Origin of the sequence: Hyphomicrobium sp. LHD-15, from assembly GCF_031157355.1 — a bacterium.
Classification (GTDB): Bacteria; Pseudomonadota; Alphaproteobacteria; order Rhizobiales; family Hyphomicrobiaceae; genus Hyphomicrobium_C.
This window is the reverse complement of sequence record NZ_JAVIFT010000001.1, coordinates 437,203-452,707: the sequence shown is the minus strand read 5'-3', so window position 1 is coordinate 452,707 and position 15,505 is coordinate 437,203. Positions and strand designations below refer to the sequence as shown.

At 62.0% G+C, this 15,505-nt stretch carries 12 protein-coding genes; 6 read left to right on the top strand and 6 right to left on the bottom strand.

Annotated elements, in window-relative coordinates:
- Positions 1–189 precede the first annotated feature (189 nt).
- The gene (locus RCO24_RS02070; RefSeq protein WP_308959722.1) at positions 190–1,836 is read left to right on the top strand and encodes a DUF4384 domain-containing protein; all 1,647 of its coding nucleotides are present in this window, start codon (positions 190–192) and stop codon (positions 1,834–1,836) included.
- Positions 1,837–1,846: 10 nt separating this feature from the next.
- Here the strand turns inward: RCO24_RS02070 and RCO24_RS02065 are convergent, their stop codons facing one another.
- Positions 1,847–2,410 (bottom strand): hypothetical protein, encoded by a 564-nt coding sequence (locus tag RCO24_RS02065; protein WP_308959721.1) that lies wholly within the window; start codon positions 2,408–2,410, stop codon positions 1,847–1,849.
- 136 nt (positions 2,411–2,546) lie between these two features.
- Here RCO24_RS02065 and RCO24_RS02060 point away from each other — a divergent pair, with 136 nt between their 5' ends.
- The 5 genes from RCO24_RS02060 to RCO24_RS02040 all read left to right on the top strand — a co-directional run bounded on the left by RCO24_RS02060 (position 2,547) and on the right by RCO24_RS02040 (position 9,385).
- A complete protein-coding gene (locus tag RCO24_RS02060) occupies positions 2,547–3,878 on the top strand; it encodes a DNA recombination protein RmuC (protein ID WP_308959720.1) in 1,332 nt (443 codons plus the stop codon).
- A gap of 155 nt (positions 3,879–4,033) precedes the next feature.
- The gene (locus tag RCO24_RS02055; protein WP_308959719.1) at positions 4,034–4,891 is read left to right on the top strand and encodes a glycosyltransferase family 25 protein; all 858 of its coding nucleotides are present in this window, start codon (positions 4,034–4,036) and stop codon (positions 4,889–4,891) included.
- A 320-nt stretch (positions 4,892–5,211) separates the two neighbouring features.
- Positions 5,212–7,527, top strand: a complete 2,316-nt coding sequence (locus tag RCO24_RS02050) for a Tex family protein (protein ID WP_308959718.1) — start codon at positions 5,212–5,214, stop codon at positions 7,525–7,527.
- 215 nt (positions 7,528–7,742) lie between these two features.
- A complete protein-coding gene (locus RCO24_RS02045; RefSeq protein WP_308959717.1) occupies positions 7,743–8,930 on the top strand; it encodes a type III PLP-dependent enzyme in 1,188 nt (395 codons plus the stop codon).
- 269 nt (positions 8,931–9,199) lie between these two features.
- A complete protein-coding gene (locus RCO24_RS02040) occupies positions 9,200–9,385 on the top strand; it encodes a hypothetical protein (RefSeq protein ID WP_308959715.1) in 186 nt (61 codons plus the stop codon).
- Positions 9,386–9,411: 26 nt separating this feature from the next.
- Here the strand turns inward: RCO24_RS02040 and RCO24_RS02035 are convergent, their stop codons facing one another.
- The 5 genes from RCO24_RS02035 to RCO24_RS02015 form a co-directional block, all read right to left on the bottom strand.
- Positions 9,412–9,627, bottom strand: coding sequence for a hypothetical protein (locus tag RCO24_RS02035; protein ID WP_308959714.1), 216 nt, complete (start codon positions 9,625–9,627; stop codon positions 9,412–9,414).
- A gap of 138 nt (positions 9,628–9,765) precedes the next feature.
- Complete coding sequence (locus RCO24_RS02030; RefSeq protein ID WP_308959712.1) at positions 9,766–11,127, bottom strand: ATP-binding protein; 1,362 nt, start codon at positions 11,125–11,127, stop codon at positions 9,766–9,768.
- Positions 11,128–11,440: 313 nt separating this feature from the next.
- A complete protein-coding gene (locus RCO24_RS02025) occupies positions 11,441–12,937 on the bottom strand; it encodes an ATPase domain-containing protein (RefSeq protein ID WP_308959711.1) in 1,497 nt (498 codons plus the stop codon).
- Complete coding sequence (locus tag RCO24_RS02020; RefSeq protein WP_308959710.1) at positions 12,927–13,271, bottom strand: HigA family addiction module antitoxin; 345 nt, start codon at positions 13,269–13,271, stop codon at positions 12,927–12,929. The genes RCO24_RS02025 and RCO24_RS02020 overlap by 11 nt, the downstream gene beginning before the upstream one ends.
- A 190-nt stretch (positions 13,272–13,461) precedes the next feature.
- Positions 13,462–15,294: an ATP-binding protein gene (locus RCO24_RS02015; protein ID WP_308959709.1), complete on the bottom strand. Its 1,833-nt coding sequence runs from the start codon at positions 15,292–15,294 to the stop codon at positions 13,462–13,464.
- Positions 15,295–15,505: the final 211 nt, after the last annotated feature.

Genomic DNA, 15,505 nt, shown 5'->3' with positions numbered 1-15,505 from the left:
CCTCGGGCGCCGAGCTACCTTCGAGGCCGGCCGCCTCCGGTTTTCCCCGCTGGGACAAGCCGGATTGGTAAACGCTTCGATCTTTTCGGCTTCGATTATCCACAATCGGGCTGTGGCTGAAGTGCGTCTAGGCGGGGCCTGCCCCGACCCGGTAATCTCTTACGGCATGCGAAGACGTTGGCGGGGTCGATGAGAATTGGAAGCTGGATGCTTGCGGGCGCTTGCTGGGGGCTTGCGCTCGCGGCCGCGCTGGGCGTGGGCAGCGTCGAGACCAAGGCCGAGCCTGCCCAAGAAGCCGCTGTCGGTGCCAGTGGAGAGCCGCCGAAGCCGCTGGCCGACCGCGCTCGTGCCGTGCTCGAAACGTATTGCGCCGAGTGCCGCGAAGTGGGCGCAGCCAACGGCGGGGCCTTGAGCCTCGGCGCGCTGGCCGAGGATCCGCGCCTCGTCACCCCAAAGGCTCCCGACGCCTCCCGCATCTACCGGCGGTTGCTCGCGAGCCAAGCCCCTCCGCCAGTCTCCGAGACCAAGCCATCGGCCGGCAAGGCAGAGCCACCATCCCCAGTCCCCCCCGTCCCACACCCAACACCGGCCGAGATCGAGACGGTCCGCGATTGGATCGATAGCCTGCCCGCCCGCGACGAAGCCTGCCGCGAGCGCACCATCATATCGCCTAAAGATACGGAAGCCGTGATCGATCGATGGGCCACAGCCGTGGGCCGGGCGGAAGCCGCCGATACGCGGTTCGTGTCGCTGGTTCACTTGTGGAACGCCTGCGTTCCGGCAGCGCGCCTCAAGGAATTGCGTGAAGCCGCCGCCTCGCTCATCACGGCTTTGTCGCGACGCGCCAAGCCGCTCGAGATCGAAACGCTGGGCGAAGAGAGCGCGATTCTGGCTTTCCGGCTGAGCGAGTTCGAACGCCCGCCTGGTGGGCAGGACGTCCTGGCCGAGCCCGCGCCCGATGTCGGGGGCGCCGAGCTCATCCCTGCCGATTGGCTGGCGGCCCAGGCATTGAGCGCAGCGGACGCACTCGGCTTGAAACTCGATGGCGCGGCGCATCGCGCCGTGGCTGACCTCGCACGCTTCTGGACACGCGACGTCGATCTCGTGCGCGCGGCCGCCGAGCGGGGCACCACGCCGCGCGATCTGATGCGCCAGCTTGCAAAGCTCGAGGGTGACCTCGTCTATCCGGCCCGGAAGATTACGTACGCCACCTTGAGCCGCGACGTATGGAGCCGCTTCGCACGCGTGCTTGCAGGTGAGGCCGCGCCCGAGACCGTGAAGGCGTTGGCGCCGCAGTCCGAAACGGAAATCGACGTGCTGCTCTGGCCGGACCAGCCGGCTTACGCCCCACGCGATCTGGTAACGCTGAATGTCAGTGTCGACAGAGCCTGCCATTTGACGCTGATCGGCATCGATCCGGACGGCAAGGCGCTCGTGCTGTTTCCGAGCGAGCTTGAGCAGGAAAATCTGATCGCGCCGCGCGTGACCGTGCAGGTGCCCGGCCGCGACGCAGGCTATCAGCTTCGCTTCGATCGGAGCGGGGAGGAAAAGTTCGTCGCGATCTGCCAGCGCAACAGCCGCCGCCCGGACGGCATCGCCTACGACTATGAACGGCAGCGCTTTGCGATCCTGGGCGATTGGCGCGCGTTCGTTCGCGCGACGCCGGAACGGGAGAAGGCGATCGAGGCCCGCGAAGCCGCGGACGCTGCGCGTCGGAAGCGGCGAGGGCGGAGCGCCGCGGCAGAAGCCGAGCCGCCGCCTGTCGATCCGAGCGGTCCCGCCATCGAGGGGCGCGCCGCCATCGTCGTCCGTATCGATCAGGCGGGCGGCCCATGATCATGCGAAACTAGAATTTTCGGGCGGCTTCGGCATCTGCCTTGGGATCTCGCCCCTTGCCCTGCGTTGCGTAGAAGTGATCGCGGAGATCCGGCATCGGGGCGGTGCGCTTGTTCGGCGGAATTCCGACCGATTGAGCCTGGTGGCCGAGGATCAGCCAGCGGCCATCCTGCTGCTTTTCGAACATGAACAACGTCGAGGCGGCGTTTTCGTAGGTTTGCTGCGCCGCCCAGGCATAGAAGTAGCCTCGCTCCCATACTATCGCCTTGGCAAAGCGCGGATCGATCTTGAGCACGTCGACGTCGTAAGAAAATTTGAGGGCTTTCGCCGCAAGCTCGTTGGAGACGGTCGGGCTCCGTGCGCGGCTATGCGGATTGAGTTCCGTTTCTTCAGGTCCGCCGTCGATGGCACCCGGCGCATAGAGCTGCCAGTGGCGCCGCTCCGAACCTTTCTGCAGCTCGGAGTACCAAGTGGCGATGACGGCGCGAATGGCTGGCTCCTCGCCTTCGCCGGGCGTGTCGGCCAGGGCCTGCGAGACCGGGAGAAGCAGCAGCAGAACGAGAACGGCCCGCACGGTTCCTCCCCCTCGAAGCAGCCGAAACGTTTGGCTCGAGCTTCGGGCATTTGTGCGGCGCTCGTGCGGGCAAGGCGCGGCCGCGGAGTACGCGTCGGACCAATTTTCGCCAGCCGAATCGGATATCGCAAAGCCTATGGTGGAAACGAACCCTGCCACGACTGGGGCCGAAACGTTGGCCGAACGGCTCGCCGCGCTGCGCGAGGCGTTGGCTGCGGCCGCAAACGGTCTCGACCCGGCATGGGCGCTGGGTGGCGCCGGGCTGCTGGTCATCCTGGTCTGGATTGCGCTCGGCGTTCGGCGCGCAGCGGAGGCCCGCAACCGCGAGGCGCAAACGCGAGAGGCCGTTGCACAGGCGGAATTCGCGGAAATCAAGGGCCGCCTCACCGCCATGAGCGAGATGACGGTGCGCCGCCAGTCCGAGGAGGCGCGCGCGCTGGACGATCGCGTCGAGCAGGTAGCGACCCGCCTCGGCTCGGCGCTCGACGGCGTCAGCCGTAACCTGGCATCGAGCCTCGCCGAGACACAGCGCCAGAACGGCGATACCATCCAGCGCCTCACCGAACGCGTCGATACGCTCGCGCGCCACATGGGCGACAACCTCGCCGAGGCCGGTCGGCGCACCAACGAAAGCCTTTCGAATTTGAACGAGCGGCTGGCCGTCATTGCGGAAGCCAAGCAAAGCCTCGCCGATTTGTCGTCCGAGGTCGGCTCGCTGTCGGGCGTGCTCGCCAACAAGCAGGCGCGTGGCGCGTTCGGTCAGCTTCGCATGGAGACGATCATCCGCGATGCGCTCCCGGCCGGCGCCTACGAGTTCCAGCCCACGCTCTCGAACGGCAAGCGCCCCGATTGCGTGATCCGCCTGCCGAATTCCGCGGCCCTGCTCGTGATCGATTCAAAATTTCCGCTCGAAGGTTTCGAGGCGCTCCGCGTGGCACGCGCTGCCGATGAAACGAAGGCGGCGCGCGATGCCATCCGCGAGGCGGTCGGCCGCCACATCGATGACATCGCCGGCAAGTATCTGCTTCCCGGTGAGACTCAGGACACGGCCTTGATGTTCGTGCCTTCGGAGTCTGTTTACGGCGATCTGCACGAGCACTTCGCGGACCTTGTGCAGCGTGCGCATCGGTCGCGCGTGGTGATCGTGGCGCCGAACATTCTGATGCTCGCGGTGCAAACGGTGCAGGCAGTTATCAAAGACGCAAAGATGCGCGATCAGGCCGGGCTCATTCAGCGCGAGGTTGGGCTTCTGCTGGGCGACGTCGCGCGGCTTGCGGAGCGTGTGGCTGAGCTGGAACGCCACTTCGCGCTGTCCGGCAAGGCACTGGAAAAGGTTTCGGCGTCGGCGACAGCTATTGGCCGGCGAGGCGATCGCCTCGTGTCTCTCGACATCGAGGACGAAGCGCCGCCTGTCGGGACAGCGCAAAGCGGAACGACTCCCGCACAGCTTAAATCGCGAGCATCCTAACTCGATGCTACGTTCCTGGAATTTGTTTGTTGGCAGACGGTTAGTTGAATGAACGTGAGAGAATGTGCGAGCCGGCGGCTAGACAACTGAACAGGGTCCGGGTAATATTCCCTGTGGATAAAGCTACAACTTGAAGTTGGTATATGCGTACTCTTGTGGCTGAACAAAAAGATAGAGAATTCACAATTCTCTACATAAATCGGGACAAGGACGTCGGGCGCCGGAAGGCGCTCGAAGTCAATCTCGGATGGCTCGGTCTCGAAGCCGAACGCATCACCGCGGTCGAAGGCCGAAAGCTTCCACAAGAACTGCGACATATGTTTCCGCCGTCGCGCCTGTCTCCGGGTGAGGTGGGATGCTACGCAAGCCACATGCTGGCGTGGACGAAACTGGTCGAGGAAGACATTCCTTTCGCGCTCGTTCTCGAAGACGACGCAGCGATGGACAAGGGTTTCGCAAAAGTTATCAATGAAACCCTGGCGGCCGCCCCCGAGGGATGGGATTTCATCCACGTAAGCACCGCGCGTCGCTTCAGCCACCGTCCACTCGCAAAACTTCCGAGCGGTCACACGCTCGCGAGATTTTCGCGGGTTCCAGCCGCAACGCGCGGGTATCTGATCAGCAACGCTGGCGCCCGCAAAATGCTGAAGCCGATACCGCGTCTATTTCCGGTCGATCTCGATACGCGCCTTCCCTGGAAGTTCGACCTCGATTCTTATGGCCTCGTCGAAGCTCTCGTTGGCGAGAGGCCGTCGATCTCGACGATATCGCCGATTCCGAGCGCCGGGCGCTCCCGTTTGCGGCGCGGAATTCGGCTGAACAATCCGCTGCACACCTGGAGCGGATTGGTCTTCAACATCAGGAAGCTTGGTTTTGCGTGGTGGCTGCGGTGCCTTGCAGCCAACGTCGGGCGCAGGATCGGCACGTCGCTGGCCAAGATCGTCCGTTTCGCCGGCACGTGCACGGCCGCTTTTCGATCCACGACGATGAAGCGTGTCGCCGCCAAACTGTAGGTGGCGGCGCCCCGGGGCATTTTCCGATGAGGCGGTGCCGGTTCATCGTAGGAAAATGCGAACCCCGAAAAGCAATAATCTGAGCGATTGCGCTCTTCGCTGACTTCCAGTCTCATGGTGACCGCTTGCGTCGGCGCAGGCGCGTAGAGGCGCGACCGGGCCCATTTCCCTTAAAACGATCGAAGGGAGTGGGATCATGCCGGGAACGGGCTGCGTTTTGCCAAATTCTCCGGAGAAAAGCACGGCGCCCGGGGGCTGCTGTTCGTGCCCTCGGAATCGGTCTAAGGCACCTCGCGCCTCGTAAATCCAAAGGCCCATCCATGGACAAGATCAATCAGCGTATTGCCGACGAACTGCGTGTTGGCGCCGGTCAGGTAGCGTCCGCCGTCGCCTTGCTCGATGAAGGCGCGACCGTCCCCTTCATCGCGCGCTACCGCAAAGAGAAGACCGGCGGCCTCGACGATACGCAGCTCAGAACCTTGTCCGAACGTCTCGTCTATCTGCGTGAGCTCGAGGATCGCAGGACCTCGATCCTGAAAAGCGTCGACGAACAGGGCAAGCTCACGCCGGAGCTGGCGCGGTCCCTGAACGCAGCCGCAACCAAGGTCGAGCTTGAGGATCTTTACGCGCCCTACAAGCCGAAGCGGCGCACCAAGGCGCAGATCGCGCGCGAAGCGGGCCTGGAGCCGCTGGCGGACGCACTCCTCGCAAATCCTGCGCTCGATCCTGTCGCCGAGGCTGAGAAGTTCGTGGCCGCCGACAAAGGTGTTGCCGATCAGAAGGCGGCACTCGACGGCGCCCGCCATATCCTGATCGAGCGCATTTCCGAGCGTCCCGACATCGTCGGCACCTTGCGCGAATGGGAATGGAGCGAAGGCACGCTCGCCTCGAAGGTCAAGAAGGCCAAGGAAACGGAAGGCGCAAAGTTCTCCGACTATTTCGATTTCGGCCAGTCGATCAAGGATATGCCGAGCCATCGCGCGCTGGCGCTGCTGCGCGGTGTCAACGAGGGCATCCTGGATATCAACCTCGACGTCGAGCACGACGAGACCAAATCCCATCCGGCCGAAGGTAAAATCCGTGCCGCGTTCGGCGTTGCCGACAAGGGCCGTCCCGCCGATGGCTGGCTCGGCGAGACCGTTCGCTTGGCGTGGAAGGCGCGCCTCGCCACCACCATCACGTCGGATCTTCTCACGCGCCTCAAGGAGCGCGCCGACTCCGAGGCCATCACGGTCTTCTCGTCGAACTTGAAGGATCTGCTGCTCGCCGCGCCCGCCGGTCCGCGCGTGACCATGGGCCTCGATCCGGGCCTCCGCACCGGTGTGAAGGTGGCCGTCGTCGATGCCACTGGCAAGGTGGTGGAGACGTCGACCATTTATCCGCACGAGCCGAAGCGCGATTGGCAGGGATCGCTGGCTTCGCTCGCTGCTCTGGCCCTGAAGCACAAGGTCGATCTCGTGAGCGTCGGCAACGGCACCGGCAGCCGCGAGACCGACAAGCTCGTTGCCGAGCTGATGAGCAAGATGCCCCAGCTCAAGCTGACCAAGGTGATGGTGTCGGAAGCCGGTGCCTCGGTCTATTCCGCGTCCGAGCTGGCTGCGAAGGAGTTTCCCGATCTCGATGTGACGCTGCGCGGCGCCGTGTCCATCGCGCGCCGCTTGCAGGATCCGCTTGCCGAGCTGGTCAAGATCGAGCCAAAGGCCATCGGCGTCGGCCAGTACCAGCATGACGTCGATCAGACCGGGCTCGCCCGCTCGCTCGACGCCGTGGTCGAGGACTGCGTGAACTCTGTGGGCGTCGATGTGAACACGGCCTCCGTGCCGCTGCTGACGCGCGTCTCAGGCTTGAACCAGACGCTTGCGTCCAACATCGTTGCGTTCCGTAACGAGAACGGCGCTTTCAAGACGCGCGCCGCCTTGAAGAAGGTGCCGCGTCTCGGCCCGAAAGCCTACGAGCAGGCAGCGGGCTTTCTGCGCATCATGAACGGCACCAATCCGCTCGATGCATCCGCCGTCCATCCCGAGGCCTACGAGGTGGTCGAGCGTATCGCCGAGAAAACCAAGCGCCCCTTGAAGGCTATGATCGGCGATCGCGGTTTCCTGAAGGCACTGCGCCCCGCTGAGTTCGCCGACGAGAGCTTCGGCATCCCGACCATCACCGACATCATCGCCGAGCTTGAGAAGCCGGGCCGCGACCCGCGTCCCGAGTTCAAGACCGCGACCTTCGCCGATGGCGTCGAAAAGATCTCCGATCTGAAGGTGGGAATGCAACTCGAAGGCACCGTGACCAACGTGGCCGCCTTCGGCGCGTTCGTCGATGTCGGCGTGCACCAGGATGGCCTCGTGCACATCTCCGAGCTTGCCGATCGCTTCGTGAAGGATCCGCGCGAGGTCGTGAAGGTCGGTGATGTCGTCAGCGTGCGCGTGAAGGAGGTCGACGTCGAGAGGAAGCGCATCGCGCTGACGATGCGCTCTGGCACCCTCGAGCGCGGAGCGCCTAATGCGGGTGCACAGCGCCCTTCGGGAGGCGCCTCGCAGCAGTCGCGCAACTTCGCCCCACCGCCGAAGAAAGGCCCCGAGCCGGAGGGCGAAAGCGCACTCGCGGCAGCGCTGCGCCGGGCCCAGGAGCGAAAGTGACGGTGCTCTCGAGGGCGAACTGAACGGCGGTTGGCCGCGCGTGTTCAGCGGCCGGCCGGACGCCGAAAAACGTCATGAGAATGTCGTATAAGCCTTTCGGTCTCAAAGGTCTTTACATCCAGGCCCATTGGTCCTAAATCCAGCCAACGCACGGCGGCGATCTCGCTTCGCACGGCGCTTCTTGTCCAACCCATTGTTGGTGGAGGTCCGTTGAAATGGAGCGTTATGCCTCGGCGGCTGATCTTGTGGCCGCACTCAAGCCGGAGCGCCCTGTCCTTTGCGCCCGTCCCCATGCCGCAGCCCGCGCTGCGCGCTGGTTCGTCGACAATTTCGATGGCGACGTGGCTTACGCCTACAAAGCCAACAGCTCGGTTTTCCTGATCGGCGCGCTCTATGGCGCCGGCATCCGCCATTTCGACGTCGCCTCGCTCCCCGAGATTGAGGACGCGGCGACCATCCCTGGCGTGACGCTGCACTTCATGCATCCCGTGAAGTCGCGCGAGGCGATCAATCGCGCCTACTTCAAACACGGCGTGCGGAGCTTCTCGCTCGACACCGAGGACGAGCTGCAGAAGATCGTCGATGAGACATCCGGGCCGTCGGGCCCGGCGCGCGATCTCGCGCTGTTCGTGCGCATCACCGTGCCGGCCATCAACAGCCGCATCCCGCTCGAGCGTAAGTTCGGGACCAGCGGCCAGAAGGCGGCTCGTCTGCTGGTCAAGGCGCGTCAGGTCGCGGCCGAGCTTGGCATCACCTTCCACGTCGGCTCGCAGACGATGACGCCGGATGCCTACGTCAACGCGCTCGCCGAAGTGCAGCGCCTGATCGGCATGGCGGGTGTCGTCGTCGACCGGCTCGACGTCGGCGGCGGCTTTCCGTCGATCTATCCGGGTATGCAGCCGGCGCCGCTCGCGCGGTTCCTGGCGGCGATCCGCGAAGGCGTGGACAAGCTCCCCGTGCGTGAGAATGTTCGCCTGATGGCGGAGCCGGGCCGTGCGCTCGTGGCTGAGGCCGAGAGCGTGGTCGTGCGCGTCGAAGCGCGCCGCGGCAATGATCTCTTCATCAACGACGGCGGCTACGGCGTGCTGTTCGACGCCGCGCATCTCGGCTGGATCTATCCTGCGCGCCTCCTGAACCGTGAGCCCCGGGCGGGCGAAGCGCCGGTCTCCTACGAGCTGTGGGGACCGACCTGCGACTCCATCGATCACATGAAGGGGCCGTTCGTTCTTCCCGCATGCGTGAAGGAAGGCGACTACCTCGAGATCGGCAACGTGGGCGCCTACGGTCGTGCCATCGCGGGTGATTTCAACGGCTACGGCAAGTACGAGGAAGCCATCCTCGACGACGAGCCGATGATGACGATGTACGGCGAGGCTGGTCCCGCCAAAGCCCTGATCGGCTGATCGCGAAAATATCGACAATCGCTTGAGCGCAGCAGAGATCTTCATCCGTTCGGTGAAGGTCTCTGCAACCTGTAAAGGTGCGCACAACTGTATCGCGCCGCAATTGTGTCCCCAGGAATCGGCTAGCGACTCTGTGGATTAGACCATGATCGCTTCGGACCATATCAGTCCGAAGCGTGAATCATCGGTCTCATCAAGATTTGGAGCGGGATTGCGATTCAAGGAAAAGCAATCACGCTCTAGGGGATAACTCCCCGCGGGGGACTGCCATGGACAGCGACATCGCCTTTTCCGTTATTCAGCAGGCTCTGGAGGCGTTCGACAGCAACGTCCGCAAGGCACGCGACGACCAGGCCGCAAGCGAAGAGTTGATCGCGTCCGTCGAGTACGAGCTCGAGCAGATGAAGAAGCTGATCGCCGAGAATGCGCTCGACGCCAAGCGCCGCGCCGCGTGACGCGCGGACCTACGGCCTAACTGCCATTATTCGACATCTAGATATTTTGCCAGCACGTCCGAGGTTCGCTGCACAGGCGTAGCGGGCGCGTCGGGTTCGCCGGCCGCGTCTTCAGGAAACAGCTGATCGGTCTCCGCCGGATCGACGTTGAGATTTGCCAACAGCGAGTTGGCGAGCTCCTCGCGCTCATCGGGCGCGAGCTTCAACGCGGTGAGCAGGATCGCTTTGACGCGTTCGTTCATCAGCATGCCTCTTGAGGTCCGCCGACTCGATTTCGCGAGTTTAGCACGGGAAGCGCCGGCGCAACCCTCGGTGCGGGCGCAAGGCGACGCGGCGCGCGCAAAAGCAACGCGTGGTTTCCACGATCGCTCGTCACCGCCTCATTCCCGATGAGCTGCACTTGCCATGACATTTGCTATGGCAGCTGCGAGTTGGTCCTGTTGGAATGGCTTGGCAATACGAGGGAAATCAGCACCGGTGCCCTGTGGCAGGTCGGCATACCCCGTCGCCAGGAGAACCGGCAGGTCCGGGCGGAGTTCCTTTGCAGCCGCTGCGAGCTGCGCGCCGTTCATCTTGGGCATCGAGAAATCTGTAATCAGGAGATCGATCTTCTTGCCGTTACGGAGCATGTCCAGCGCCTGCAGAGCCGAATTGACCTCCACGACGGTGTGGCCAAGATCTTCAACCATCATCGCTGTGCTCATGGAAATGAGGGCGTCGTCGTCGACAACCAACACATTCATCGCGCGAGCCCTGTCTGCGGGACTTTCGCTTTGCGCATTGTGCTTGGCGATTGGCATCGTCGTCGTTGGCAACCACAGCTCAGCCCGGGTGCCGACTCCCACCTCGCTGCTCAACTTCAGCGCTCCGTCGAGCTGTCTTGCCAACCCGTGGACCATCGACAAGCCGAGCCCGGTGCCTTTTCCAAGCTCCTTGGTGGAAAAAAATGGCTCCGTCGCCTTCTGCAACGTTTCCTCGTCCATTCCGCATCCGGTATCCGTGACCGTGACGCATACGTAGGAGGCTTGGCTTGCTTCCTGTCTGTCCCCGAGTGTGGCTTCTTCGCTGGCTTCCACCGTCAGCACGCCTCCGCTCGGCATGGCGTCGCGCGCATTGACGACGAGATTGAGAATGGCGAGCTCGACCTGGACAGGATCGACGAGCACGGGAGATAGGCCGGTAGGAACAGTGACAACAAGTTCGATCTGCCTCCCGATCGATCGTTCGATGAGGTCATTCATTCCGCGCAAAAGCTCGGCAACGTTCGTCGGTTCGACCTGCAGATCCTGTCGACGTGCGAAAGCCAGGAGGCGCTGGGTGAGAGCCGCGCCGCGCTGAGCGCCTTGCATCGCTCCGTCGATGAGACGATCCAATTTCAGATCGGATGGCAGACGTTTTCGGATGAGATCCAGATTGCCGATGACGGCCATCAAGAGATTATTGAAATCGTGCGCCACGCCCCCGGTCAACTGTCCGATCAACTCCATCTTTTGAGAGTGCCGGAGCCTTTTCTCTGCCTCTTCCCTTTGCGCGATCTCGGCGAGCACGGCTTGGTGCGCGCGGCTGAGCTCGGCCGTACGCTCCACCACCCGTTCCTCGAGGAATTGTTTGCTGTCGGCCAGCTCCTGGATGCGCGCCTTCGCGTCGTATTGCCGGTACCGTCCCTTCGATGCCGTGCGCGCGACGCTGAGAAAAGTCAGAGGGTGGAACGGGCGTTCAAGAAACGTGACGTTGCCCAGCAAATCCGAAAGCCGCGGGGTTTCCGGGTGATACTGTGCGCCGTCATTTCGATGCGTAAGCACGATGAACGGGAGGTCTGACCAGGTCGGTTGCGAATTTACCCATGTCGAAACGGCCCGAAGGTCGGCGGACCGAACAGCTTCCTCTGCGACAATTGCGAAGCAGGTGGTTTGATCGAGTGCATTCTGGAAGATTGCGAGAGTGGAGCAGACATCAGCGGAGATACCTGCTTCCGCCAGGAGAGACTTCGCAACAACGGCATCGCGACCGTGAGGCGCTAGGATCAAAGCTCTCGATTGAATTGAGCTAGGAATGTCAGGCCCCTTCCGCTTGATCCAGTGGGTCGCCGCTCACACCGAGATACGTCGGAACACCGCGCAATACGCCGTGGAACTGCACCAGCGGTTCGCCGAGCGTTAGACCGTTTTTGCCAATGTGAAATTCTCGGATGGTATCCTCGTGAGCGCCGGTGCGCTTTTTGATAACGGAGATCGCGCGTCGAACCTGGCCCATCGCTTCAAAATAGCGGAGGAGGACGACAGTGTCGGAGAGATATGTAACGTCGACCGGCGCTTTCATCTCCCCGACGAGACCATGTTGCGCCACCGTCAAAAAGGTATTGGCGCCTTGCCGGTTCAGATACTGAAGCAGTTCGTGGATATGCAGTATGAGTGAGTTCTCGTCCGGCATTGCGGCTTGGTAGCCATTAAGACTGTCGATGACGACGGTCTTCGCGCCAGATTCGTCCACTGCGCTCCGCACGCGGTAAGCAAATTCGCCCGGCGAGAGTTCGGTCGCATCGACTTGCTCGATACGAAGGGATCCAGAATCGCGCAAAGCTTCAAGGTCGAATCCCAACGAGCGCATTCGCTCGAACAGGAGCCCCAATTCCTCGTCGAAGATGAACATTGCGGCTTTTTGGCCGCGGGCGATCGCAGCCGAAACAAACTGGACGGCAATTGTGGATTTGCCGGTGCCGGCAGGTCCAAGCACAAGGGTGCTTGATCCTTGCTCGACCCCTCCACCCAATAGGGCGTCCAAGCCAGCAATGCCGCTGCTTAATTGGGCTCTGTCGAAGTTGGTGCGGTGCTCGAGAGCCCTTAGCCGCGGAAAGACGACGACACCTCCCGTTTTGATCGTGAAGTCGTGGAAGCCGCCGCGAAACGTGCGACCGCGATATTTGACAATACGTACGCGTCGCCTCTCCGCCCCGTAACTCGGAGACAACTCCTCCAATTGGATCACCCCATGCACGATGCTGTGCGCGGTCTTGTCCGAAGCTTCAGAGGTTTTATCGTCGAGAAGCAGAACCGTTGCCGAGTGACGAGAGAGGTAGTGCTTCAAAGCCAGTATTTGGCGCCGGTATCGGAGCGAGCTTTGCGCTAGCAGGCGGATCTCGGACAAACTGTCCAACACGACGCGGTTCGGCTTCAGCTGCTCGAATATATCGAAAATGGATCTCGTGGCCTCCCCGAGTTCGAGATCGGATGAGTAGAGCAAGCTCTGATCGCTGCTGGTCCCGAGGACGCTCTCCGGCGGGAGAAGCTCAAAGACGTGGATGTTGTCGTCTAGGGTCCAGCCATGAGAGGCGGCGCCCTGCCGGAGTTCGTTTTCGGTTTCCGACAGCGTGATGTAGAGGCATTGCTCTTTTTGCCTCGATCCCTCCATCAGAAAATCGAGCGCAATTGTGGTCTTGCCAGTACCGGGCGTCCCCTCGAGCAGAAAGACGTGCCCGGCAGTGAGGCCGCCACCCAGGATATCGTCAAGGCCGACAACGCCGGTTGAGGCGAGTGCTTCTGCGTCAACCATCATGCAAGGCTCCAATACGTTTAATGACGTTCTCGGGAAGAGAGCGCGAAGGAATGCGCGGAATTAGCTCCCGATTTTCGAATGCGATGCGCTTTAGCTCGTGCCTATGCTGTCGTTCGATCCAAAATTGCCAAGGCAGGCCGCACAGCTTCTCGAGGCGAACCGCCATATCTAGGGAAATGGCCGCTTCGCCCGCCAAGATGCGATGAAGTGTTTGGCGCGCGATGCAGAGATCCCGAGCGGCTTGTGAGACCGACAGCTGTAAGGCTGGAAGGACAGTGTCGCGGAGCAATAGTCCAGGATGAACTGTCCCGTGGGATGTCCGCTGCGTTTGCAAGAGCTAACATTCTCTACAAAAAATCTTGGGGTGTAACGCCGAGCGCGACTGTTAGTTCCAGATCTCCGCCCGGTACGGCCGGGTGAGGGCGTGACGCGCGCAGCAAGGAAAATGAGAGCTGGGGTCGATGAGAGACGCAACCGCGCGATAACCGGACGATTTCTAAAAAACGAGCACCGATCGCACGCTATTATTTTGGTGCCTTTATATTCAGTATCCGGCTGATGCGGCCTGCCAGCTCCTGCTGGGTATAGGGTTTGCCTATAAAATTTACGCCTGCGTCCAGCCGCCCGTGATGCACGATGGCATTCGGCGTATATCCGGTCGTGAACAGAACCGGGAGGTCAGGGCGCAGTTTCGCCACCGCCTCACTGAGCTGCCGGCCACTCTTTCCGCCCGGCAATATAACGTCGGTGAACAGCAGATCGATATGAGCGTCGCTCTCCACAATCGCAAGCGCGTCGTCGGCATTGGTAGCTTCGCGAACGGTATAGCCGAGGTCGGTGAGTATCGAGTGGGCGTACGCGCGCACGCCGTCGTTGTCTTCAACCACCAGAACGGTCTGATCACATTCGGCGCGAACCAGAGGCAATGCCGCGTCGGGGCTTCCCGCCGGATGCGACGCGACCAGCCGTGTCGCATCGAAACGCGGCAAATAGAGTTTGACGGTCGTCCCATGTCCCACTTCGCTATATATGCGAACGTGGCCACCCGATTGCTTTACGAAGCCGTGCACCATGGAAAGGCCTAGGCCTGTTCCTTGCCCGCTCGGCTTGGTCGTGAAGAAGGGTTCGAACACTTTTTCAAGAACGTCCGGTGGTATGCCGGTCCCGGTGTCTGCCACGGAGATCAGGACATACTGTCCCTGATTTACGTCCCCGAACCGGCTTGCGTACGCTTGATCCAAATGCGTGTTGGCCGTCTCGATTGTCAGTTTCCCACCATTCGGCATTGCGTGTTGCGCGTTGATGGCAAGGTTCAGGAGTGCGCTTTCCAACTGATTGGAGTCGACGAATGCGGGCCAGGCTCCTGCGCCCAGAACGGCTTCGAAATCGACAGTCTCGCTCATGGCCCGCCGGAGGATGTCGGACATGTCGGTCACGAGCTTGTTGCAATCGACGCGGGTCGGTTCCAACGGTTGTCGCCGGGCAAAGGCGAGCAATCTGTGCGTCAGCTTGGCGGCATTGCGGCCCGCTTGCTGGGCCATATCGATATGCTTTTCCAGGTTGCCGCCGACGTCACTCCCGCTCGATGACGAGCGCTTCCGTTTCATGATCTCCAGATTGCCGAGAATGATTGTCAGCAGGTTGTTGAAGTCATGGGCTATGCCGCCGGAAAGCTGCCCCACCGCTTCCATCTTCTGCATCTGGCGCATCGCGGTTTCCGACGTCTCGCGCCTTTGGATTTCCTGCTCCAGCTCACTGGTCCGCCGTTGCAGATTCTCGACGAAATGACGGGTCGCCCTTTGCAGGATGATCGACAGCGCGAGCGCAATCGCAAGGGCCCCGCCGATGACCCAGAGGGATGAGGTTTGCAAGAACGCCGCATCCCGCTCGCGCGCGACCAGCAAGCCATCCTCAACACTCACGACATCATTCAGTTGCGCCTTCAGCTCATCGAGCAGCCGTTGCACTTTGTCGGAGCGCACGATTGCGATTGCGTCTTCGTGGCGCCCCGTCTCCGTGAGGGCAACGGTTTCGTTCAGCGTGGCGGATAGGCTGACAATATTGCCTTCGACACCCCTCAGCCGCGCCACTTGAGACGGGTTATCGGCCACGCTGACACCGAGCGCGCTCACTTTGCTGGTGATCTGCTCCAGGACCCGATTGAAATCATCTCCGAGCTTCGCCTTGTCCTGCGTCAGCAAAAAAGCCCGTTCCTTGAGGACGGCGCTCTGTATGTCTTGCAGCACGGTGCGGGCATCGGAGCGGACATTCAGCGTATGCCGAACCCAGTCCTCCGCTTGGCGCGAACGGACGGCCAGCACGGCGGTTGCCAAAGTCCCCAGAAGCAGCAGGGCCAAAGCGCATCTGGACGCCACGACGAGCCGGCGACCGTGAGGGTCATTGTCGAATAGGAAGTTCGTGGCCTTGGACAACAACCGTTCAAACGTCACGTGGCACCGACTTTCACCAGATGTAGAGCGCCATCTGTAAAGCGCATGTCGCTTGTTAGCTCGGAAGTGGCGGGAGGCACAATCCGTCGTAATCCAACCGGTTCCAGGTTTCGTTAAG